This is a genomic window from Mycobacterium sp. NGS61, assembly GCF_059812325.1.
In genome coordinates this window covers 828,611-849,956 of sequence record NZ_JCALCL010000001.1, presented here as the reverse complement: position 1 = coordinate 849,956, position 21,346 = coordinate 828,611, and the positions used below count along the sequence as shown (strand labels likewise).

Sequence of the window (21,346 nt, the reverse complement as noted above, 5' to 3'; positions counted from 1 at the left end):
GACACTGACCCGTCAACAGCCGAGTCGGCGAGCCAGTTCGTCGGTGAACTCGGCAACCTGTGCGGGACTGTCCAGGGCATACCGGGCGGCGGTGGCGCGATCCCCGTCGTCGTTGTGCCGCACCACAATCGGGATGCCGTCATCGCGCACCGCGTCGAAGGCGTCCTCGTCGGTGATGTCGTCGCCGAGGTAGATCGGCACCAACGGTCCGGATCCTGCCTCGTGCAGATGATCGATCACCCACCGCAATGTCCGGCCCTTGTCCCAGTCCAGGTCCGGGCGCAACTCGATGACTTCACGTCCCGTTGTCACGCGCAGCGCGTCGCGTTGACCGGCGGTGCGGACCGCGGCCGCCACGTCGCCGATCCGGTCGCGCGCGGCGTTGCGGTAGTGCACGGCGACCCCGAAGCGCTTGTGCTCCACCGTGACTCCGGGGATGTCGCCGAGTTTGTCCCGCAGCTGGGCGGCGGCTTGCTCGAGCACCGGGATGGCCGCTGCCGCTTCCTCGTTCTGGTGGTGGGTGCCGTCGGGCGCCGTCAGTTCGAATCCGTGGCTGCCCGCGTACCAGATGCCGGGCAGGCCCACGCGCCGGGCGACATCGGCGAGGTCGCGGCCGCTGAGCACCGCGACCGGACAACGGGCGGCCAGATGTTGCAGTGCTTCGGATGCACCGGGGGCCGGCTCGGCCGTATCCGGGTCGTTCACGATCTCTGACAGCGTGCCGTCGAAGTCGAAGAACACCGCGGGTCGGCTGACGGTGATCTCGCCGATGGCCCGCAGTGCGTCCGCCAACTCGGACATGCGCCGGTCCCCCTTGCGCACGGCTATCTCGGCGAGGTCGGCGACAACGGCGTCGGCTCCGGGTATCGCGTCGCGGCCAAATCCGATCACGAGCGCGAACCCCGCGTCCCGCGCGACATTGACCCGGGAGGCGTCGGATGCGACAACAGCACATCTACCCCGCGGCACGGCCAGTCGCTCGGCCGACTCGATCACGGGGTTCGGCGTGTAGGTAGCGGTGCGAACGCCCGCCTCACGCATGTCGTTCAGTACCGATTCAGCGAGCGGCAGGTCCGTGTCGAAGAGGACCGCGTCGATGCGTCGCGGGTCGATGGTGACCGGCATGTACCCACCCTCTCACGAGGGGGTTGCCGGTCGGGTCAGTGGCGGCGCACTCGCGCCGGTGGCGCGGACGGCCGCCACCGGACCGCGGCGCTGGGAACCGAAGGCCTTTTGCGTGGGCGTTCGAACGGCAGCACCGAGCTCCGGCCGAGCGCCAGCAGACGCGTCGTACCCTGTTCGATGCCGGCGGCAAGCTGCTCCAGCTGGGCGGCCGCCTGGTATTCGGCGGTGACACCGAAGATCAGATCGTCGGCGTAGCTCAGCACTGCGACCCCGGTGCTGAGTTGCGGCCCGGTCGGTGGGACCGGCAGCAGGCGCTGCAGTGGTTGACCCAGCAACTGCAACCGGTGCCGTGGTCCGGGCGCCCCAGTGCTCAACGTCACCGCATCGTGTTTGCGGAACCGAGACACCGATTGAATGATGTTGGTGTACAGCGCCCGTGGTGAACGTGCTGGGTGGGGTTGGACCTGCTGCCTCGACCCGGCGTGCACCGCCTGCAGCTGCCGGACGGGATCCTCGAGATCGACGGGGAGGTAGGTCAGCGTCGGGCCGACGGCCCGCAGCGAGTCCGCCCGGGGTTGCTCACCGCGGCTCACCAGCACGGTGCGGAAGCTTTCGGTGATCGCGGCGACGGCGACGTCGTTGGTGCTCACCCCGAACTTGCGGGCCAACCTGTCGACGGCGGCGCGGGGGACGCGCACCGTGCGATAGTGCCGCAGTGTGTTCGCCGGTCCGGCCGGCGCGGGCCAGGTGCTCGCGGCGGCGGCGACGTCGGCGGCAACCCGTGCCGCGATCTTGACCGCGCCGAACGGCAACTGCCACCAGGTGTCGCCGTCGGGTGGTGAAACCGGAGGCCGGGCAACGGCATCGGTGAAGGCAACGGGATCGCCGTCGTCGCAGAGCCGGGTGAGCAGATGCGCCGGCGGGAGGTCGCGCGCAAGGCCGTGGTGGATCTTCAGCAGGATTGCCCACTGGTTGCCCTCGAGGCGCTCGATGATCCAGCACTCCCACGGCGGGCGGCCGGGCTCCAGCGGCCGCTCCAGGGCGTGGGCGATGGCCCGGAACAGCTCGGCGTCGTCACCGGGGGGAGGCAGGGCGACCCGCTGCAGGTGCGGGGTGACGTCCGAACCCGGCTGAATGCGTTCGCTCAGCAAATTCTCGATGACGGTGTGATCGGGCTTGGTCCCGCGGATGACGGCCACCGCTCCCGTCGCCAGATCTGTGTGCCGGTCGTGTTCTGGGATCCGCAGCGGTCCCACGTGCACCATTGTCGTCGTCGTCATGCCAAGCCCCCACCGATGTCTGCAACAGTTGTACCAGTATCCGAGGGGGATGTGCACGCCGGTAGGTCAGCCAGGTTAAGAATGCGTTTATCAGATAAAGAGGTATTTAACTGGGGCGATATCACCGTAGCGCGTCATGTTCGCAAATTGTTTCGGCGGCGTTCCAAAGGTGTTCCGGTGCGGGTTTCGAACTGTTGGCGACGACGTGACACTCGAACAGATGTTCGATATACTGGTTCGGTGGGATGGCACAACGGGCCGCCGAGTTGGTCGGAGATGGAGCGGGTTCTCGACGGCAAACCGCGCCATGCGGGCCGGCCGGCCGCGGCTGTGCCGGCTGGTGATGCTCCGTTGTCGCAGAAGCGCGGATCGTATTCAGCAAAATCGGACGGGCGCCGGCGCCGGTCGTCGGTCGCATATGCCGAATTGCATGCGCATTCGGCGTACAGCTTCCTCGACGGGGCCAGCACGCCGGAGGAGTTGGTGGAGGAGGCAGCCCGGCTGGACCTGTGGGCGCTGGCGCTGACCGACCACAACGGCCTGTACGGCGCGGTGCGATTCGCTGAAGCGGCCGTCGAACTCGACATGCGCACGGTGTTCGGCGCGGAATTGTCGCTGAGCTGCCAGGCGCGCACCGAGCAACCGGATCCGCCCGGGCCGCATCTGCTGGTGCTGGCCCGAGGTCCCGAAGGGTACCGGCGGCTGTCGCGGCAACTGGCCACCGCACACCTGGCCGGCGGGGAGAAGGGCAAGCTGCGTTACGACCTCGACGCATTGACCGAAGCCGCCGGCGGCCACTGGCACATTCTCACCGGATGCCGGAAAGGTTCTGTGCGACAAGCACTCTCCGACTCCGGACCCGATGCGGCGCGGCTGGCGTTGGCCGACCTGGTGGATCGGTTCGGGGCACATCGGGTGAGCATCGAACTGACCCATCATGGTCAACCCCTCGACGACGAACGCAATGCGCTGCTGGCCGGGCTGGCGCCGCACTTCGGGGTCGGTGTCGTCGCCACCACCGGAGCGCACTTCGCCGATCCGTCCCGGCGCCGGCTGGCCATGGCGATGGGTGCGATCCGGGCCCGGCAGTCCCTGGACGACGCCGAGGGATGGCTGGCACCACTGGGCGGCTCACACCTGCGCTCCGGTGAGGAAATGGCCCGGCTGTTCGCGCACTTGCCCTTTAGGGGCACTGACGCGGTGACCGCGGCCGCCGAACTCGGCGAGCAGTGCGCGTTCGGGCTGGCATTGATCGCGCCGCAGCTGCCACCCTTCGACGTACCCGAAGGGCACACCGAGGACAGTTGGCTGCGCGCCCTGACCATGGCGGGTGCGGCCGATCGCTACGGACCGGCCGATCGGGCGAAAAGAGCATACGACCAGATCGAGCACGAACTGAAAATCATTGCCCGACTGAGTTTTCCGGGTTACTTCCTGGTGGTGGACGACATCACCCGGTTCTGTCGAGAAAACGACATCCTGTGTCAGGGCAGGGGATCGGCGGCCAATTCCGCGGTCTGTTACGCCCTCGGGGTGACCGCTGTCGACCCGATAGCCAACGATTTGCTGTTCGAGCGCTTCCTCTCGCCCGCCCGCGACGGCCCGCCCGACATCGACATCGACATCGAGTCCGACCAGCGCGAAAAAGTCATCCAGTACGTCTACGACAAGTACGGCCGGGATTATGCCGCCCAGGTAGCCAACGTCATCACCTACCGGCCGCGCAGTGCGGTGCGCGACATGGCGCGCGCGCTGGGTTTCTCGCAGGGACAGCAGGACGCGTGGAGCAAGCAGATCAGTCACTGGTCGGGGCAGCCCGCCGATATCGAGGGCATTCCCGAGCAGGTGGTGGACCTGGCCAACCAGATCCGGAACCTGCCGCGGCACATGGGTATCCATTCCGGCGGCATGGTGATCTGCGACCGCCCGATCGCCGACGTGTGCCCGGTGGAATGGGCGCGCATGGCGAACCGCAGTGTGTTGCAGTGGGACAAAGACGACTGTGCGGCAATCGGTTTGGTGAAATTCGATCTGCTGGGTCTGGGCATGCTCTCGGCGCTGCACTACGCGCGGGATCTGGTGGCCGAGCACAAAGGCATCAATGTGGACTTCGCCCGGCTCGATCTCTCCGAACCGGCGGTGTACGAGATGCTGTCGCGGGCCGATTCGGTGGGCGTGTTCCAGGTGGAGTCGCGCGCGCAGATGGCTACGCTGCCGCGGCTGCGGCCGCGGGTCTTCTACGACCTGGTGGTAGAAGTCGCGCTGATCCGGCCCGGGCCCATCCAGGGCGGGTCGGTGCATCCCTACATCAAACGTCGCAACGGTGTCGACCCGGTCGTCTACGATCACCCGTCGATGGAACCGGCATTGCGTAAAACGTTGGGAGTACCGCTTTTCCAGGAACAGCTGATGCAGCTGGCGGTCGACTGCGCCGGCTTCTCGGCCGCCGAAGCCGACCAGTTGCGGCGCGCCATGGGCTCCAAGCGCTCCACCGAACGCATGCGACGGCTGCGCGACCGGTTTTACGACGGCATGCGCACCTTGCACGGGGCGCCGGACGAGGTGATCGAGCGGACCTACGAAAAGCTGGAGGCGTTCGCCAACTTCGGTTTCCCGGAAAGTCACGCGCTGTCCTTCGCGTCGCTGGTGTTCTACTCGTCGTGGTTCAAGCTGCACCACCCGGCGGCGTTCTGTGCGGCGTTGCTGCGCGCCCAGCCGATGGGTTTCTATTCGTCGCAGTCGCTGGTGGCTGACGCGCGCCGGCACGGCGTGCTGGTGCACGGTCCAGACGTGAATGCCAGCCTGGCTTTCGCGACGCTGGAGAACGCCGGGCTGGAGGTCCGGTTGGGGCTGGGGGCGGTCCGCCACATCGGCGAAGACCTGGCTGAGAAACTGGTCGACGAGCGAAAAACCAACGGCCCGTTCATCTCCCTGCTGGACCTGACCACTCGACTGCAATTGAGCGTCCCGCAGACCGAAGCGCTGGCGACGGCCGGCGCGCTGGGCTGTTTCGGGATGTCCCGGCGTGAAGGGTTGTGGGCGGCCGGGGCCGCGGCCACCCAACGGCCGGACCGGTTGCCCGGCGTCGGCTCGTCCTCACACATCCCCGCGCTGCCCGGAATGAGCGAACTGGAGCTGGCGGCTGCCGACGTGTGGGCCACCGGCGTCTCCCCGGACAGCTATCCGACGCAGTTCCTGCGGGCCGACCTCGACGCACTGGGGGTGGTGCCCGCCGCCGCATTGGGGGAGGTGCCCGACGGGGACCGGGTGCTGGTCGCCGGCGCGGTGACCCATCGGCAGCGGCCCGGCACCGCCCGGGGGGTGACGTTCGTCAACCTCGAGGACGAGACGGGCATGATCAACGTGCTGTGCACACCGGGGGTGTGGGAACGCCACCGCAAGCTGGCCCACACCGCGCCGGCGCTGCTGATCCGCGGTCAGGTCCAAAACGCCAGCGGCGCAATCACTGTCGTGGCCGATCGGATCGGCCGCATCACTTTGGCGGTGGGCTCGAAGTCCCGGGATTTCCGGTGAGTTTGTGCTGGTGCGCGAGCACCACCGCGTGGATACGGTCGCGCACACCGAGTTTGGCCAGGATGCGCGACACATGCGTCTTGACCGTCTCCTCGCTGACCACCAACTCCGCGGCGATCTCGGCGTTGCTGTGGGCCTCGGCGACCAGCAACAGCACCTCGTACTCCCGGGCGGTGAGGGAGGCCACTGCGGCGGGAGTGGGCACCGGTGCCAGCGAGTCCGCGACCCGGGCGGCCAGTCGGCGGGTCATCGCGGGATCGATGACGGAGTCGCCGCGCGCCACGATCCGGATGGCGCCCACAAGTTCCTCCGGCGGAAGGGATTTCAGCAGGAAGCCACTGGCCCCGGCCTGCAGTGCCTGCGCCAGCACCGTCTCGCTGTCGTAGGTGGTCAACATCAGCACCCGGGTGTCGCCGGCCGAGACGATCGGGGCGATGGCCGCGATCCCGTCGAGTTTGGGCATCCGCACATCGAGCACGCACACGTCGGGACGAAGTCGCAACGTCTGCTCGATCGCGGTGCGCCCGTCGCCGACATCGGCGACGCACGAGGTGTCGGGATGCGCGTCGATGATGGCGCGTAGTCCGGCACGGAACACCGCATGATCGTCGGCGATCAGCACGCGGATGGTCATGGCGTCGCGATCGGCAGCGACACCATGGCGCGCCATTCGTTCTGGCCACCGCATTCCAGCCTGCCGCCGAACAACTCGGCGCGGCGCCGGATCCCGTCCAGGCCATGATGCAGCGAATCACCGGAATAAGGTTGCACAGCAATGGGATTGGTTTGCACAATCTCGAGCCGTGCACCGGCCCGGCGCACCTCCAGACGGGCGGTGCCATCGCCGTGGCGCAGCGCGTTGGTGAGGAGTTCCTGCACGATCCGATACACCGTCACGTCCAGTGACGGCGGCAAGACCAGCGGGTCGGTGGGCAGCACGAGTTCGACCGTAAGGCCCGCCCTGCCCACCGACTCGACGAGTTCGTCGATACCGCCCAGGCCGGGCTGGCGGTCGCCGGCGTCGTGTCGGCCGTGCAGCAGGTCGAGCTGGCGGCGCAGATCCACCATCGCGGCCCGGCTGGAGGATTCCACCGCCGACAGGGATTCGGTGACCGCGGGCTGGCCGCCCGCCAAGGCGATCCGGGCCGCACCGGCGTGCACGCCGATGGCGCTGACGTGATGGGAGATCACGTCATGCAGGTCGCGCGCGATGGCTTCGCGCTCGTCGGTCAGTGCCCGTTCCAGCGCGAGGCGCTGCTCCTGAGCACGCAACCGGTCGCGCTGTTCGAGTTCGGTGACGTAGATGCCCCCGGTCGCGGTGTACCGGCCCACCAGCCAGGGCACGAACCCGTTGGACCCGGCGATGATCACCAGCAGCCGCCAGTCGTCTCGGCCGGCTGCATTGAGGATCGCCGCCCATCCCACCGCCCCCACCAACAGCGGAACGATCACCAGCGAAACCCGAGTGGACAACCAGGCGCCGGCGCGGAACCCGGCCACCAGGATGCCGATATCGCTGACACCGGTGGCCCGGCCGTGGTGGTAGAGCAACAGGCACGCCAGCAACCTGGTCACGACCTGCGTCACGGCGACCAGGGCCACCGAGGCGGGCGGACCGGCCAGGGCCAGGTCTGCCGCCGCCAGCAGCCCCGCCACTGCCGTCGCGGCAACCGGCGCTTCGCCGTAGATCCCCGAGACCAGAAAATAGGTGACGTCGACCGCGGCGGCGATCACCCCCACCAGCAGCGATTGACGCGTCAACGACCGGCGCACCTGTTCCAGCGGCAGGTCGGCGGTGCGGGCCATGGGAGGCCACACTACCGCTGCGCATCCCCCACGAGAGGGATGCGCAATCGCTCCGGTGCGCGATGTCTGGCCGATCGATTGTTCATAGCGTGGCGGCATGCAAGCCACCACCATGCTGATCCTCGCGACGGTTCCCGCCTTCGTGCTGTTGTCGTTCCTGGAATGGGTCGACGTGCGCCGCGACCCCGCCGAGTCGGCGTTCTCGGCGCGCGACACCGCCGGCAACTGGGCGACCTATCTGCTCAACGCCACCTTCAGAATCCTCGGGCACTACGTGCTGCCGTTCTCCACGATCGTCGCGGCCGGCGCGCTGACCCCGCTGCACCTGTCGCCGCGGCACTGGTGGGTGTGGGTGGCGTGCCTGGTGGTCACCGACTGCTGCTACTACTGGGCCCACCGCGGCGATCACCGCATCCGGCTGCTGTGGGCCGCGCACAGCGTGCATCACTCGAGTACGCATTTCAACATCTCGACCAACCTGCGGCTGCCGTGGTTCCACCCGGTGTCCTACGCCGTGCGCAGCATGGCCTGGCTGCCGGCCGCGCTGCTGGGATTTCCGGCATGGATGATCTTCCTGGTCAACACCGCCGGTTTGGTCTTCCAGATCCCGTGCCACACCGAACGGATCGGAAAGCTCTGGCGGCCATACGAATTCCTGTTCAACACCCCGTCACACCACCGGGTGCACCACGGCTCCAACCCGGCCTACCTCGACAAGAACTACGGCGGTGTGTTCATCATCTGGGACCGGTGCTTCGGTAGCTATGCCGAGGAGGTCGAGCCGGTGCGTTACGGGCTGACGCACCGCATCGACACCGACAATCCGGTGAAATACAACTACCTGGAGACGGTGTCGCTGATGCGCGACGTATCGCACGCCGAGTCGTGGCGGGGCCGGTTCGGCTACATGTTCGGGCCGCCGGGTTGGACCGAATCGCGGGTGCCCGCGCGACTTCTGGAGAATTACGCTCGGAGTCCCGGAACCCGTTGTGGCAGTTCGACGGTCGTGGCCGACGATCAGCGCGGGTAGGGTGCCCCACATGACCCTCGACCTGACCGTGGACGAAGTCCTGCGCACCACCCGCTCGGTCCGTAAGCGCCTCGATTTCGACAAGCCGGTGTCGCGCGACGTGCTGATGGAGTGCCTGGAGCTGGCGCTGCAGGCACCGACCGGTTCCAATTCGCAGGGCTGGCAATGGGTTTTCGTCGAGGACGCGGACAAGAAGAAGGCGATCGGCGACGTCTATCTGGCCAATGCCCGCGGCTACCTCAGCTCGCCGGCCCGCGAATACGCCGAGGGCGACACCCGCGGCGAGCGGATGGGTCGGGTGCGTGAGTCAGCGATGTACCTCGCCGAACACATGCACGAGGCGCCGGTGCTGCTGATCCCGTGCATCGAGGGTCGCGAGAACAAGTCGCCGCTGGGCGGTGTGTCCTTCTGGGCGTCGCTGTTCCCGGCGGTGTGGAGCTTCTGCCTGGCGCTGCGGTCGCGCGGGCTGGGCTCGTGCTGGACCACGCTGCACCTGCTCGGTGACGGCGAGCGCCAGGTCGCCGACGTGGTCGGCATCCCTTACGAGGACTACAGCCAGGGCGGCCTGTTCCCGATCGCCTACACCAAGGGCACCGACTTCCGGCCCGCCAAGCGGCTGCCGGCCGAAAGCTTGACGCACTGGAACAGCTGGTAACCGTCGGGGGACGCGTCTGTCCCCTATTTGGTGGACACCGGATTCGTCTCCCGGTATCTCCCATCGGAGGACACCGCCGGGGACCCGAGTCGGGCAGTCTCAATGACAACGAGTTACACCGAAGTCGGCATCACCGCCGACACCCCTCAAAGCTGTGGCATGTTTCTCTGCCCCCAGAAACATGGCCACTTGGAAGCAGGCCCGTGTTCGCACGGGCCTGCTTCTGCTTGTGGCCGGCAAATTCGAGAGTTACACGGCACCGGAGTAGCCGTGCTGGCGCCACGCCTCGTAGACGGCGACGGCCGCGGCGTTGGACAGGTTCAGGGACCGCCGCCCGGCCAGCATCGGAATCCGCACCTGCTGGGTGATGTGCGGATCGGCCAGGGTTGCCGCGTCCAGCCCGGTGGGTTCGGGCCCGAACATCAGCACATCACCCGGCAGGTAATCGACCGCGGCGAACGGCGTGCCGGCCGCAGCGGTGAAGGCGAACACCCGCGCCGGCGACAACGCCGCCCACGCCGATTCGAGCGATGTGTGCACAGTGACGGACGCCAGGTCGTGATAGTCCAGCCCCGCCCGCCGCAGTTTCGGCTCGGACAGGTCGAAGCCCAGCGGCTCGACCAGATGCAGTTCGCATCCGGTCGCCGCCACCGTCCGAATGGCATTGCCCGTGTTCGGCGCAATCCGGGGAGAAAAGAACAGCAGCCGGAACATGCGTCGATCATGGCAAATTTCGTCGGCTGTCTTTTCGCAGAAGTGGGTAAACAACGCGTTAGCTCGTTGTCAGATCTGCATCGGTATCTAGTCGAAAGGGCGTCAAATGGCTCGTCACGAGGGCGGCAGGTGGGACGTAGGTGTCAAGAAGGGCGACGTTTATGTTGCGCGTATCTCCGAGGACGACGAAGGCCTATTCGAGGATCTGATCTCACCCGACGAAGCGCGGCATTTGATCGATCTGCTGACGAAGTACGCCGACAAGGCCGACGAATACGACCCTGACAAAGACGACGACAAAGACGACGACGACGACGACAAAGACGACGACGATGACGATGACGACGATGACGATGACGATGACGATGACGATGATGACGACGACGACGATGAAGACGAAGACGATGATGACGACAAGAAATCGAAGAAGAAGAAGTCGGATTAGGGTCAGCTGCTGCGCCGGGTGACACCGGCGCAGCTTCTGCTCACCAAGAACTCTTTTAGAACTCTCCAAGGCCCCTGCAGAAATCTCGGTGTCAAGCAAGCCGACACCGAACCAGGGGGCACCGAGAATGACCGTCGAATCAGTGCAGGTGAACAGCGTCTACCCGCACACCGACAGCCGTTACGAGAACGTAGAGGCCACGGTTACCTTCGCCGTGGACCCCGCCCACCTGGCCAACGCGCGCATCGCCGACCTCGAGCTGGCCGCCCGCGACGCCGACGGCCTGGTCCGCTACGACGCGGACCTGCGCCTGATCCGCCCGGTCGACGGCGGCAACGGCAAGCTGCTGTTCGTCGTCCCCAACCGCGGCGTGCCGACCAACGCCCCCTGGCTCAAGGGCGGCTTCCTGCTCGACCGGGGCTGGACGATCGCCTCGTGCGGCTGGCAGTGGGACGTCCAGCGCGGGCCGGCCACCCTGGGCCTGACCGCGCCGCAAGCCGATGTCGAGCCCGGCTTCCTGCGCCTGGAGTGGCGCTCGGACAGCGTCAAGGACGACCACGTGCTCAGCTTCACCGCGCCCGAGATCGAGTCCATCCCCGGCGCCGACGTGCTGTTCAGGTTCACCGATTACCCGACCGTCGACGTCGACGACCCCCACGCCGTGCTGACCGTGCGCACCGCACCTGACGCCGAGCCGACCGTCATCGACCGGGACACCTGGCGCTTCACCGACGAGACCCATGTCGCGCTGGACGGCGGATTCCAGCCTTTCCGCTGGTACGAGCTGACCTACCGCACCGCGCTGGCCCCGGTCGCCGGCACCGGCCTGCTGGCCATCCGCGACATCGTCAGCCACCTGCGGGCCGACGGCATCGAGCACACCTTCGCCTACGGCGTCTCCCAGGCCGGACGGCTGCTGCGCCAGTTCGTCTCCGACGGTCTGAACGTCGACGAGGCCGGACTGCAGGTCTTCGACGGCGTCTTCAGCGACTTCGCCAGCGCCGCCCGCGGCCAATTCAACCAGCGCTACGCCCAACCCTCCGCCCCGGGCGGCAGCGGTCGCGGCAGCAACGACCCGCTGAGCAACGCCGATCTGCTGGCCGTGCAGCGCGCCCTCGGCGGGGTGCCGAAGACCATCTTCACCAACAGCGCCACCGAGTACTGGCAGGGCGACGGCGCGCTGGTCCACGTCGACCCGCACACCGGCCAGGACCTGCCCGAGGACGCCGACGTGCGCACCTACCTGCTGGCCGGCACCGACCACTTCGGCAGCAGCAAGATCAAGGACGCGCTGCCCGCGGCCAACCCGGTGCACCACCTCGACGTCACCCCGGTCACCCGCGCCCTGCTGATCGCCCTGGAGAACTGGGTCGTCGACGGCGTCGAGCCCCCCGCCAGCGCGGTGCCCCGCACCGCCGACGGCACCGCCGTCGCTCGCAAGGACGTGCTGTCACACTTCGGCTACACCAACACCCCGTCGCCGGCCTGGCTCCCGGCGGCGCGCCGCGGCCAGTCGCACGTGGACCTGGTGTCGGCGGTCGACCAGGACGGCAACGAAGTCGCCGGCATCCGGCTGCCCGCCGTCGCTGCCCCGCTCGCGGTGTACACCGGCTGGAACGCCCGCCAGTACACCCAGGACCTGCCCGACGTGCTCTACGAGCGCATCGGCAGCAAGCTGGCCTTCGCGCCGGGCCGGCCGTCGGTCACCGACCGCTACGCGACCGGCGACGACTACGCTGCGGCGGTCCGTGCCGCCGCCGAAGATCTGGTGGCACAACGGTTCCTGCTGGCCGACGAGGTCGAGTCGGTGATCCGCAAGACCGTCGCGCAGTACCCCGCTTAGCGATGTCCTGCCCAGCCCTGACTTTCAGCCTTCATTCTGATTGGCGGGTGCTGCGACGATGTCGCCGCTACGCTCACTGCTCGTGGCGGAAACGTTGTATGCGCCCTGCGGTGACCTCAGTCTCGCCTATCAGGTGGTCGGCGACGGGCCCGTTGACCTGGTCTGGGCCGGGTCGTTCGCCAGTCACGTCGAGTTGTATTGGACAATGCCCGAATTCGGTTCGCTGATGGAGAAGCTGGGCACGTTCGCTCGAGTCTTGTTGTTTGACAAGGCCGGCGTGGGGTTGTCAGATCCAGTGCCCAAAGTACGTACGCTCGACGAGCGTGCGACCGAGATCCAGGCCGTGATGGACGCCGCCGGATTCGAAACGGCCGCCCTCCTCGGGGTGAGCGAAGGCGGTCCGGCGGCCATCCTCTTTGCCGCAACGCGTCCGGAACGAACCCGGGCGTTGATCCTGACCGGTACGACGTCGTACTCCGTTACAGACGGGTGGGGCGACCTGGACTGTGATCCGGCAGAACTGCGGGCACGTATCTTGAGTGAGTTGGGCGAAAACTACACGCCATCGGTGGCATGGATTGCCCACAGCCAGGAATTCGGCCGCGCCGTCCGATATGCATGGGGGAGCGGGGCGGCACTCAAATGCATCATTTCGTCGGTCCGATCGACACGCCAGCTCGGAATGTTGGAGCGCATGTGCGCCAGCCCGGGGATGGCGCGGGCAACAGCGGAAGCGGGATTCCGGATCGACGTGCGGCCGATCCTGCCGACGATCACGGCACCGACACTCGTTTTCCACGCCCGCGACGATCCCGCGCTGCCCGTGCAATCGGGCAGATACCTAGCCGATCACATTCCCGGCGCACGCATGCTCGAGCTCGATGGAGCAGACCACGCGCCATGGTTCACTGAGCCGGACAGGATCGCGACCGAAATCGAAGAGTTGCTCACCGGCAGCCACGGCCAGACGGCACCGTCACGTCGTGCCCTGCGCACCGTGCTGTTCACCGACATCGTCGCCTCGACCGAACGTGTCGCGGCCACCGGCGACGAACGGTGGCGCGCGGTGCTGCAGCGCTTTGGAGCAGTCACTGCCGAACTCACCAGCCGATTCGCCGGCACAGTTGTCAAGAGCACCGGTGACGGCCACCTCATCACATTCGACGGTCCGACGCAGGCCATCCGCTGCGCGGAGATGTTGCGCCGCGATGCCGAGACGCTGGGAATCGAGGTCCGGATAGGTATTCACACCGGTGAGTGTGAACTGCTGGACCGCGATATCGGGGGGATCGCGGTTCACATCGCTGCACGCATTCTCAGCCAGGCTGGTCCCGGCGAAATCCTTGTCTCGCGCACCGTGCGTGACCTGGTCGTGGGTTCGGGAATTGGCTTTGAAGACCGTGGCAACGTCGAGTTGCGCGGAGTGCCCGGCAGCTGGCAGCTGCTGGAGGTCGCTCGCGGCGGCGCGCGCCCGGGATCGGTCGAGGCGGCACTGGTGTCAACACCCACCCCGGGACCCGGGGCGGCGATGCGCCGCTCGGACCGCGTCGCGGCCCTGATGGCCAAGCGCACGCCATGGATATTGCGTGGGATAGCCCGTTTCGGCGCTACCCGATAGAACGGTTTTTCCTGCTGACCGGCCCGTCGTCGAATCCGCTGCGCCGAACTTTATCTACTCAGTAACAATTATGGAGACCTCAGCTGCGGGCTGTCATACTCGTCGGATCGTCAGGCATTCCATTCGCGGCCAGCTGCCGGCGAATACAGCAGCAGGAAGTTCGATGAGCCTCTCGTTTCACTCGATGCCCCGGGAAAGCGCGCCCACGTGACCATGTTCGCCCGCCCGACCAACCAGGTCGCGGCGGTCCCGCCCGAGTTCGCACCCGCCCCGGCCGCCGCGAACGTGTCGGCCAAACGACCGCGGTCCTGGTCGCTGCGCAACTGGCCGGTGCGCTGGAAGGTCTTCGCGATCGCGGTGGTTCCGCTGGTGCTGGCGACCGTCTTCGGGGCGATGCGGGTCGAGGGCGCGCTGGCCAATTCGAACGGCTTGCGGCTGGCCGCGGCCCGGGCCGAGGTGATACCGGCGATCACCAAGTACATGTCGGCGCTCGACGTGGCGCTGCTGGCCAGCTCCACCGGGCGCGACGTGGAGGGTGCGAAGAAGAACTTCGCCGCCCGCAAGAACGAACTGCAGACCCGGTTGGCGGACACCGACGTCATACCCGATGTCCGGACCGGCGGGGACACCTTGCTCAACGGCGGGCAGGCCCTGCTGGACAAGGCGCTGAGCAACAGCCTCGGTCTGCGCGACCGCATCACCACCTACGCCCCCCTGCTGCTGATCGCCGAGGACGCGATCACCGCTTCGGTGCAGGTGGACAGCGAGCGGATCCGGTCCCAGGTGCAGGGCCTGAGCCGAGCCGTCGGCGCGCGCGGACAGATGACGTTGCAGCAGATTCTGGTCATTCGCGGCGCCGACCTGCCCGAGCCGCAACTGCGCAACTCGATGATCACCCTGGCCGGCACCGAACCGTCCACGCTGTTCGGGATGAGCGAAGTGCTCGGGGCCGGTTCACCGGATGCCAAGAACCTGCAGCAGCAGCTGGTCACCCGGATGTCGATCATGTCCGACCCGGCCAGCGACCTGGTCGAGAACCCCGACCTGCTGCGATCGATACAGACCACCCAGGGAATCGCCGAACAGGTCATCGGCAGCGCCACCGCGGAGGTGACCAGATCGGTGCAGGGGCAGGCCACCGAACGCCGCGACGCAGCCGTCCGCGACGCGGTGCTGATGCTGCTCGCCATCGGGATCGCGCTGCTGATCGTGCTGTTGGTGGCGCGTGCGCTGGTCAAGCCGTTGCGGATGCTGCGCGACGGCGCGTTGAAGGTGGCCCACACCGATCTCGAGGGTGAGATCGAACGGGTCCGCGCCGGCGCCGAACCCGTTCCCGAACCGTTGGCGGTGTACACCACCGAGGAGATCGGGCAGGTCGCCCACGCCGTCGACGAACTGCACACCCAGGCCCTGCTGCTGGCCGGTGACGAGGCGCGACTGCGGCTGCTGGTCAACGACATGTTCGAGACGATGTCGCGGCGCAGCCGTTCCCTGGTGGATCAGCAGCTGGCGCTGATCGACCGACTGGAACGCAACGAGGAGGATCCCGAGCGGCTCGACCACCTCTTCCGGTTGGATCACCTGGCCGCCCGGTTGCGCCGCAACAGCGCCAATCTCTTGGTGCTGGCCGACGCGCAGATCACCCGTGACCAGCGCGATCCGGTGCCCCTGTCGACCGTGATCAACGCCGCGGTCTCCGAGGTTGAGGACTACCGCCGGGTCGAAACCGGCGCGGTGCCCGACTGCACGGTGCTGGGCGCCACCGCCGGCGGAATCATCCATCTGCTCGCCGAGTTGATCGACAACGCGCTGCGCTATTCGCCGCCCACCTCCCCGGTGAAGGTGTCCGTCGTCCGCGGCAGTGAGGGCGGCGTCCTGCTGCGCATTGCAGATTCCGGGCTGGGCATGACCGACTCCGACCGGCGGATGGCGAACATGCGGCTGCAACCCGGCGGCACGCCGGAGCCGACCCCGGAAAACGCCCGGCACATGGGCCTTTTCGTGGTCGGCCGGCTGGCCGCCCGGCATGGGGTCCGGGTGGGGTTGCGGGGACCGGCCGGCAGCGAAGCGGGCGGTGGCACCACCGCCGAGGTGTATCTGCCGGTGACGGTGCTGGTCGGCGCCACACCGCCGGAGCCCGCCCCGCCGCCGCAGCGGCAGTTCTTCAAGGTGACGCCGCCGGCCGAGCAGGGCGCGGCCCCCGTGTCGCCGGCCGCCACCGGGGGGCAGCCGGTCACGGCGTTACCCCGCCGCAGTCCGGGGTCCAGCGGCATCACCTCCGACGCCGTGGCGGGGGCCGAGCAGCCGCCACCCAAGCAGAAGCGTCCGTTGCCGACACCGTGGTGGGAGAAGGGGCCGCAGCAACCGGTGACGCCGGCCCAACCGGCCGCGCCGCAACCCGCCACGGCCGCGTCGGACACCTCGGCGTTCTTCGCCCGGCGCCCGTCCCCGCCGGCCCCGCCTACCCCGAAACCGCCGCCGCCGGACCTCACGCCCTCGGGCCCGGATGACGACGACGTGATCTATCAACGGATGCTCTCGGAGATCATGGGCGACCCGCACGACCTGGTTCAGAGCCCCGACCTGGATTGGCAGACGGTGTGGGACCGCGGCTGGACCGCGGCCGCCGAGGCTGAGGACAAGCCGGTCGAGACCCGCACCGATGCCGGTCTGCCGATGCGCACCCCGGGCGCCCAGCTGGTACCCGGCGCGGCCGAGGCCGACGACCGCGAAGTGTCCAACGGCGGCTTGCACCGCAATCCCGAAGCGGTCCGTGCGTCGATCGGCAGCCACTTCAGCGGCGTGCGTTCCGGCCGGTCGCACACCTCCGGCGCCGAGGGGGGCGAGCAGCAGTGACGGTCCAATCGTCCTACAGTCCGCTGGACTGGCTGGTGTCGAAGTTCGTGCGTGAGGTTCCCGGGGTGGCGCACGCGCTGCTGGTGTCGGTGGACGGGTTGCCGGTCGCGGCCAGCGAGCACCTGCCCCGGGAACGGGCCGACCAGCTGGCCGCGGTGGCATCCGGGCTGGCCAGCCTGGCCACCGGCGCCGCGCAGCTGTTCGAAGGCGGGCAGGTGCTGCAGTCGGTGGTCGAGATGCAGAACGGGTTTCTGCTGTTGATGCGCGTCGGCGACGGGTCGCATCTGGCCACCCTGGCCATGCCGTCGTGCGATATCGGGCAGATCGGCTACGAGATGGCCATCCTCGTCGAACAGGTGGGCAATGTGGTGCAGTCCGCCCGCCGCGCCGAACCCGAGCCGCGATGGACGAACGCGACCCACCGCTAGCGCCGCCCAGCCTGGTCCGCCCTTACACTTTGACGGCCGGGCGCACCGGCACCGACGTCGACCTTCCGCTGGAGGCGCCGGTGCAGACGCTGCCGTCCGGGCACGCCCATGGGTGGCCCGCCGACGACGTGCGCGGCCGGATTGTCGGGCTGTGCGTGAGCAGCCCGTCCGTCGCCGAAGTGTCGGCCCGGCTGGATTTGCCGGTCGGTGTTGCGCGCGTCCTGATCGGGGATCTGGTCACCGACGGTTACCTTCGGGTGCACAGGACCTTGACCGACCGCTCGACCCGCGACGAGCGGCAGGAACTCATAGGGAGGACGTTGCGTGGTCTCAGAGCACTCTGAACACGGAACCGCGTCGACGAAGATCGTCATCGCGGGCGGGTTCGGGGCCGGCAAGACCACCTTCGTCGGCTCGGTCTCGGAGATCATGCCGCTGCGGACCGAGGCGATGGTGACCGACGCCTCGGCCGGCGTGGACATGGTCGAAGCCACCCCCGACAAACGCACCACCACCGTCGCCATGGATTTCGGTCGGCTGACCCTGGCCGAAGATCTGGTGCTCTACCTGTTCGGCACCCCGGGACAGCGGCGGTTCTGGTTCATGTGGGACGACCTGGTGCGCGGCGCGATCGGCGCGATCGTGCTGGTCGACCTGCGACGACTGCAGGACAGCTTCGCCGCCGTCGACTTCTTCGAGCACCGCCGGCTGCCGTTCCTGGTCGCGGTCAACGAGTTCGACGGTGCCCCGCGATATCCCGTCGGGGAGGTGCGCAAAGCGCTGACGCTGGCCGAGCACATTCCGGTGATCAGCGTCGACGCCCGCGACCGCCGGTCGGCCACCGACGCGCTGATCGCGGTGAGCGAGTACGCGCTGGCCCGACTGGCCAGCTGAGCGCGTTGCCTCCGCAGTGGACTGACCGCGAATTCACCGGCGCGGACTTCCGCGACGTTGACGACGGAGACCTCAGCCGGCTGCTCACCGAACGCGTGGTGTTCACCGAATGCGACTTCAGCGGCGTCAACCTGGCCGAGTCGCAGCACCGCGGATCAGCGTTTCGTAACTGCACATTCACGCGAACTACGTTGTGGCACAGTACTTTTGCGCAGTGCAGCATGCTCGGATCGGTGTTCGTGCAGTGCCGGCTGCGGCCGGTGACCTTCGACGAGGTGGACTTCACGCTCGCGGTGCTCGGCGGCAACGACCTGCGCGCCGTCGACCTCAGCGGGTGCCGGCTACGCGAGACCAGCCTGGTGGAAACCGACCTGCGCAAGGCCGTGCTGCGCGGCGCGGACCTGCGCGGTGCGCGGACGGTGGGCACCCGGCTCGACGAGGCCGACCTGCGCGGCGCTGCCGTCGACCTGTCGTTATGGACGACAGCGTCGCTGGCCGGCGCACGGGTCGACGTGCCGCAGGCGATGGCCTTCGCGCTGGCGCATGGGCTGCGGCTGGACGGCTGAGTCAGCGCTTGAGCCGGATCCGCCACCACACGATGCCCGAATAGACCACCGACAGCACGGCCAGCATCGCCATGTCGAACAGCCAGGCATCTTTGGTGTGCGCCCAGTGGCTGTCTTCGGGGCTGAGTGAACCGGGCACCAGCTCGCGCAGGTTCACCGTGGCGGCGGAGGCCGCATAACCCCAGCGCGCCGGGATCGCCCAGGACAGCTGGTCGAGGAAGATCCGGTTCGTCACCGGGATCATCCCGCCGGCCAGCACCAGCTGGAGCATCAGCGACACCACCAGCAGCGGCATGATCTGCTCGTTGGAGCGGGCCACCGACGAGAGCACCAGGCCGAGGATCGCCGAGGCCACGCAGGTCGCGGCGATAGTGGTGAACAGCTCGAAGCTGGGGTTACCCAGCACGAGGGCCTTCTGGGTGGGAGCCCCTTTGCCGACGATCACGATGAGCGTGGCGATGGCCGCCTGCAGCACCGCGAACACGGTGAAGACGGTCAGCTTGGCGCCCAGGTACGCCCAGGTGGACAAGCCGACCGCCTGTTCGCGTTTGAAGATCGCCCGTTCACCGATCAGGTCGCGGATGGTCAGCGCGGTGCCCATGAAGACGGCGGCGATGGAAAGCAACGTCAGGATCTGGGCAGCTTCGTCCGGGGTGTCACTGGTCGGTGCGGCCCGGCCGAACCCGGTGTTGCCCGGCACAGTCAGCGACAACCCGCCCAGGATGAACGGCAGCACCGCAAGGAAGATGAAGTACGCCCGGTCGGCGACCACCAGCCGAACCTGCCGGCGGGTGATCGTGGAGAACTGACGACGCGCGCTGGTGTGCGCCGGGGCACCGAGTTCGGCCGGTGCGGTCGCCTCCGCAGCCGGCAGCGGCTGATTCTGGGCCAGGAAGCGCCGATTGGCTTCGTCCGGGTCGGCGCCCACCTTGGCGAAAATGTGGGCCCAGTTCGTCGTCCCCATCACGTCGCCGATCTGGGCGGGCGGGCCCAGGTACGCCGTTTTGCCGCCCGGGGCCATCAGCAGCACCTGATCGCAGACGTCGAGGTAGGTCAACGAGTGCGTCACCACCAGCACCACCCGACCGGCGTCGGCGAGTTGCCGCAGCATCGTCATCACCTGCAGGTCCAGGGCGGGGTCCAGACCCGAGGTCGGCTCGTCCAGGATCAGCAGCGACGGTCCGGTGAGCAGCTCGAGCGCCACCGAGGCGCGCTTGCGCTGTCCACCGGACAGGTTGTCCACGCGGGTGTCGGCGTGCTTGGTGAGCCCGAGCTCGTCGAGCACCTGCGCCACCACCTGGGCGCGGTCCTCTTTGCTGGTATCGGGCGGCAGGCGCAACTCCGCGGCGTAGCTGAGGGCCTGGTTGACCGTCAGCTGCCGGTGCACCACATCGTCCTGCGGGACCATGCCGATCCTGCTGCGCAACGACGCGTACTGAGTGTGAATGTTGTGACCTTCGAAGGTCACGGTGCCCGAGCTGGGCGTGGTGTAACCGGCGATCAACCGCGACAGGGTGCTCTTGCCGGCCCCCGAGCCGCCGATGATCGCGGTCAGCGTCCCCGGCCGCGCGGTCATCGCGACGTTCTCCAGCAGCCGCTTGCCGTCGATCGCGAACACGATGTCCCGGACTTCCAGACCACCGGTGCGGGTCGCGGCTTCGGTGCGGCGCACCAGGACACCGCCGGTCAGCACCAGGTCGACGTTGCCGATGGTGACGACGTCACCTTCGCTGAGGATCGCCGACCCGATCCTGATTCCGTTGACGAATGTCCCGTTGACGCTGCTGTCGCGGATTTCAGTGCCCAGCGGCGTCTGGGACATGACTGCGTGATAGCGCGATGCCAGCACATCGGCGATGACGATGTCGTTGTCGGCCGCGCGGCCGATCCGGGCGGTTCCGCCGCCGGCTGCGGGGCGGCTGACCGGGGGACCCTGCGACACCGTGAGGGCCTCGGTCGGGTGGGCGGCCGGCGACTGCAGGACGGGTTGAGCCTGCTGGGTGGGTGGCTGCAGGGTGGGCTGGGCTTGTTGGGTGGGAGGCTGGGTGGCCGGCCCGCGCCGTTCGGGGGAGATGAGCGGAATGGCCGAGGTGCGTTGTGCGGCATCCCGCGGCGGCGCCTGACCGCCGGGTTGACGCATCGGCGGGGCTCCCGCGCCCACCGCGGCGGGATTGATCACGGCAAACCGCTCCGTCGGCGGCAGAACGCCGACGTTGCCGTGGTGGTGGCCGACCGCGAAGGTGACGCGGGGTCCATCCGGCCTGCCGAGGTTGAGCGCCTGGCCGTCCTGGATGTCGAGCGTCTGCATCCGGCGGCCGTTAGCGAAGAGCCCGTTCTGGGAGTTGTTGTCGATCGCGATCCAGCGGCCCTGGTCGAAACGCAGCACCAGGTGGGCGCGCGAGACGAGAGGGTGCGCCACCCGCAGATCGGCGCGCAGGTCACTGCCGACGATGACGTCCGATCCGGGCGCGAAGTCCCGGTGTGAACGCTCCGTGCGCACGGTCAGGACCGGTGATGAGGATGGCTGCATCAGCCTAGATTAGGGGTGCAAT

Annotated in this window: 17 protein-coding genes; 11 read left to right on the top strand and 6 right to left on the bottom strand. The window is 68.0% G+C overall.

Annotated features, from left to right (window positions below):
- Positions 1-12 precede the first annotated feature (12 nt).
- Positions 13-1,125, bottom strand: coding sequence for a trehalose-phosphatase (otsB, locus tag AC5Y3Z_RS04065; protein ID WP_473139762.1), 1,113 nt, complete (start codon positions 1,123-1,125; stop codon positions 13-15).
- A 35-nt stretch (positions 1,126-1,160) separates the two neighbouring features.
- Complete coding sequence (locus tag AC5Y3Z_RS04060; RefSeq protein WP_473139761.1) at positions 1,161-2,405, bottom strand: wax ester/triacylglycerol synthase domain-containing protein; 1,245 nt, start codon at positions 2,403-2,405, stop codon at positions 1,161-1,163.
- Positions 2,406-2,645: 240 nt separating this feature from the next.
- Here AC5Y3Z_RS04060 and AC5Y3Z_RS04055 point away from each other — a divergent pair, with 240 nt between their 5' ends.
- A complete protein-coding gene (locus tag AC5Y3Z_RS04055) occupies positions 2,646-5,939 on the top strand; it encodes an error-prone DNA polymerase (RefSeq protein ID WP_473139760.1) in 3,294 nt (1,097 codons plus the stop codon).
- Here AC5Y3Z_RS04055 and AC5Y3Z_RS04050 read toward each other — a convergent pair.
- Positions 5,899-6,573 (bottom strand): response regulator, encoded by a 675-nt coding sequence (locus tag AC5Y3Z_RS04050; RefSeq protein WP_463825932.1) that lies wholly within the window; start codon positions 6,571-6,573, stop codon positions 5,899-5,901. The two genes, AC5Y3Z_RS04055 and AC5Y3Z_RS04050, sit on opposite strands and share 41 nt — an antisense overlap.
- Positions 6,570-7,745, bottom strand: coding sequence for a sensor histidine kinase (locus AC5Y3Z_RS04045; RefSeq protein WP_473139759.1), 1,176 nt, complete (start codon positions 7,743-7,745; stop codon positions 6,570-6,572). Before AC5Y3Z_RS04045 ends, AC5Y3Z_RS04050 begins: the two co-directional genes overlap by 4 nt.
- A gap of 97 nt (positions 7,746-7,842) precedes the next feature.
- Here AC5Y3Z_RS04045 and AC5Y3Z_RS04040 point away from each other — a divergent pair, with 97 nt between their 5' ends.
- Together AC5Y3Z_RS04040 and AC5Y3Z_RS04035 are read left to right on the top strand one after the other, a co-directional pair.
- Entirely contained in the window at positions 7,843-8,775 is a 933-nt protein-coding gene (locus AC5Y3Z_RS04040) for a sterol desaturase family protein (protein WP_473139758.1), read from the top strand.
- 10 nt (positions 8,776-8,785) lie between these two features.
- Positions 8,786-9,430 carry a nitroreductase family protein gene (locus tag AC5Y3Z_RS04035; RefSeq protein WP_473139757.1) on the top strand — a complete coding sequence of 215 codons (645 nt, stop codon included), beginning with the start codon at positions 8,786-8,788 and terminating at the stop codon, positions 9,428-9,430.
- Between the two features lie 249 nt (positions 9,431-9,679).
- Here AC5Y3Z_RS04035 and AC5Y3Z_RS04030 read toward each other — a convergent pair whose 3' ends face one another.
- On the bottom strand, positions 9,680-10,144 hold the full coding sequence (locus AC5Y3Z_RS04030) for a tRNA (cytidine(34)-2'-O)-methyltransferase (protein WP_473139756.1): 465 nt from the start codon (positions 10,142-10,144) through the stop codon (positions 9,680-9,682).
- A 106-nt stretch (positions 10,145-10,250) separates the two neighbouring features.
- On the opposite strand from AC5Y3Z_RS04030, the gene AC5Y3Z_RS04025 reads away from it, so the two are divergent.
- From AC5Y3Z_RS04025 to AC5Y3Z_RS03990, 8 genes are all read left to right on the top strand, one after another.
- The gene (locus AC5Y3Z_RS04025) at positions 10,251-10,589 is read left to right on the top strand and encodes a hypothetical protein (protein WP_500001798.1); all 339 of its coding nucleotides are present in this window, start codon (positions 10,251-10,253) and stop codon (positions 10,587-10,589) included.
- A 127-nt stretch (positions 10,590-10,716) separates the two neighbouring features.
- Positions 10,717-12,432 carry an alpha/beta hydrolase domain-containing protein gene (locus AC5Y3Z_RS04020; protein WP_473139754.1) on the top strand — a complete coding sequence of 572 codons (1,716 nt, stop codon included), beginning with the start codon at positions 10,717-10,719 and terminating at the stop codon, positions 12,430-12,432.
- Positions 12,433-12,514: 82 nt separating this feature from the next.
- Positions 12,515-14,050: an adenylate/guanylate cyclase domain-containing protein gene (locus AC5Y3Z_RS04015; RefSeq protein ID WP_473139753.1), complete on the top strand. Its 1,536-nt coding sequence runs from the start codon at positions 12,515-12,517 to the stop codon at positions 14,048-14,050.
- A 207-nt stretch (positions 14,051-14,257) separates the two neighbouring features.
- On the top strand, positions 14,258-16,906 hold the full coding sequence (locus tag AC5Y3Z_RS04010; RefSeq protein ID WP_500001797.1) for a sensor histidine kinase: 2,649 nt from the start codon (positions 14,258-14,260) through the stop codon (positions 16,904-16,906).
- Positions 16,903-17,334 (top strand): roadblock/LC7 domain-containing protein, encoded by a 432-nt coding sequence (locus AC5Y3Z_RS04005; RefSeq protein ID WP_463825941.1) that lies wholly within the window; start codon positions 16,903-16,905, stop codon positions 17,332-17,334. The genes AC5Y3Z_RS04010 and AC5Y3Z_RS04005 overlap by 4 nt, the downstream gene beginning before the upstream one ends.
- The gene (locus tag AC5Y3Z_RS04000; protein WP_463825942.1) at positions 17,310-17,678 is read left to right on the top strand and encodes a DUF742 domain-containing protein; all 369 of its coding nucleotides are present in this window, start codon (positions 17,310-17,312) and stop codon (positions 17,676-17,678) included. The genes AC5Y3Z_RS04005 and AC5Y3Z_RS04000 overlap by 25 nt, the downstream gene beginning before the upstream one ends.
- Positions 17,659-18,228, top strand: coding sequence for a GTP-binding protein (locus AC5Y3Z_RS03995; protein WP_463825943.1), 570 nt, complete (start codon positions 17,659-17,661; stop codon positions 18,226-18,228). The genes AC5Y3Z_RS04000 and AC5Y3Z_RS03995 overlap by 20 nt, the downstream gene beginning before the upstream one ends.
- A gap of 5 nt (positions 18,229-18,233) precedes the next feature.
- On the top strand, positions 18,234-18,794 hold the full coding sequence (locus AC5Y3Z_RS03990; RefSeq protein WP_473139751.1) for a pentapeptide repeat-containing protein: 561 nt from the start codon (positions 18,234-18,236) through the stop codon (positions 18,792-18,794).
- Between the two features lies 1 nt (position 18,795).
- Here AC5Y3Z_RS03990 and AC5Y3Z_RS03985 read toward each other — a convergent pair whose 3' ends face one another.
- Positions 18,796-21,324 carry an ATP-binding cassette domain-containing protein gene (locus AC5Y3Z_RS03985; RefSeq protein ID WP_463825945.1) on the bottom strand — a complete coding sequence of 843 codons (2,529 nt, stop codon included), beginning with the start codon at positions 21,322-21,324 and terminating at the stop codon, positions 18,796-18,798.
- Between the last annotated feature and the right edge of the window lie 22 nt (positions 21,325-21,346).

Coding starts and splice junctions, on each gene's coding strand:
- AC5Y3Z_RS04035 (WP_473139757.1), top strand. CDS start 8,786: ATGACCCTCGACCTGACCGTGGACGAAGTCCTGCGCACCACCCGCTCG.
- AC5Y3Z_RS04060 (WP_473139761.1), bottom strand. CDS start 2,405: ATGACGACGACGACAATGGTGCACGTGGGACCGCTGCGGATCCCAGAA.
- AC5Y3Z_RS03985 (WP_463825945.1), bottom strand. CDS start 21,324: ATGCAGCCATCCTCATCACCGGTCCTGACCGTGCGCACGGAGCGTTCA.
- AC5Y3Z_RS04045 (WP_473139759.1), bottom strand. CDS start 7,745: ATGGCCCGCACCGCCGACCTGCCGCTGGAACAGGTGCGCCGGTCGTTG.
- otsB (WP_473139762.1), bottom strand. CDS start 1,125: ATGCCGGTCACCATCGACCCGCGACGCATCGACGCGGTCCTCTTCGAC.
- AC5Y3Z_RS04020 (WP_473139754.1), top strand. CDS start 10,717: ATGACCGTCGAATCAGTGCAGGTGAACAGCGTCTACCCGCACACCGAC.
- AC5Y3Z_RS04025 (WP_500001798.1), top strand. CDS start 10,251: ATGGCTCGTCACGAGGGCGGCAGGTGGGACGTAGGTGTCAAGAAGGGC.
- AC5Y3Z_RS04000 (WP_463825942.1), top strand. CDS start 17,310: ATGGACGAACGCGACCCACCGCTAGCGCCGCCCAGCCTGGTCCGCCCT.
- AC5Y3Z_RS04030 (WP_473139756.1), bottom strand. CDS start 10,144: ATGTTCCGGCTGCTGTTCTTTTCTCCCCGGATTGCGCCGAACACGGGC.
- AC5Y3Z_RS04050 (WP_463825932.1), bottom strand. CDS start 6,573: ATGACCATCCGCGTGCTGATCGCCGACGATCATGCGGTGTTCCGTGCC.
- AC5Y3Z_RS04040 (WP_473139758.1), top strand. CDS start 7,843: ATGCAAGCCACCACCATGCTGATCCTCGCGACGGTTCCCGCCTTCGTG.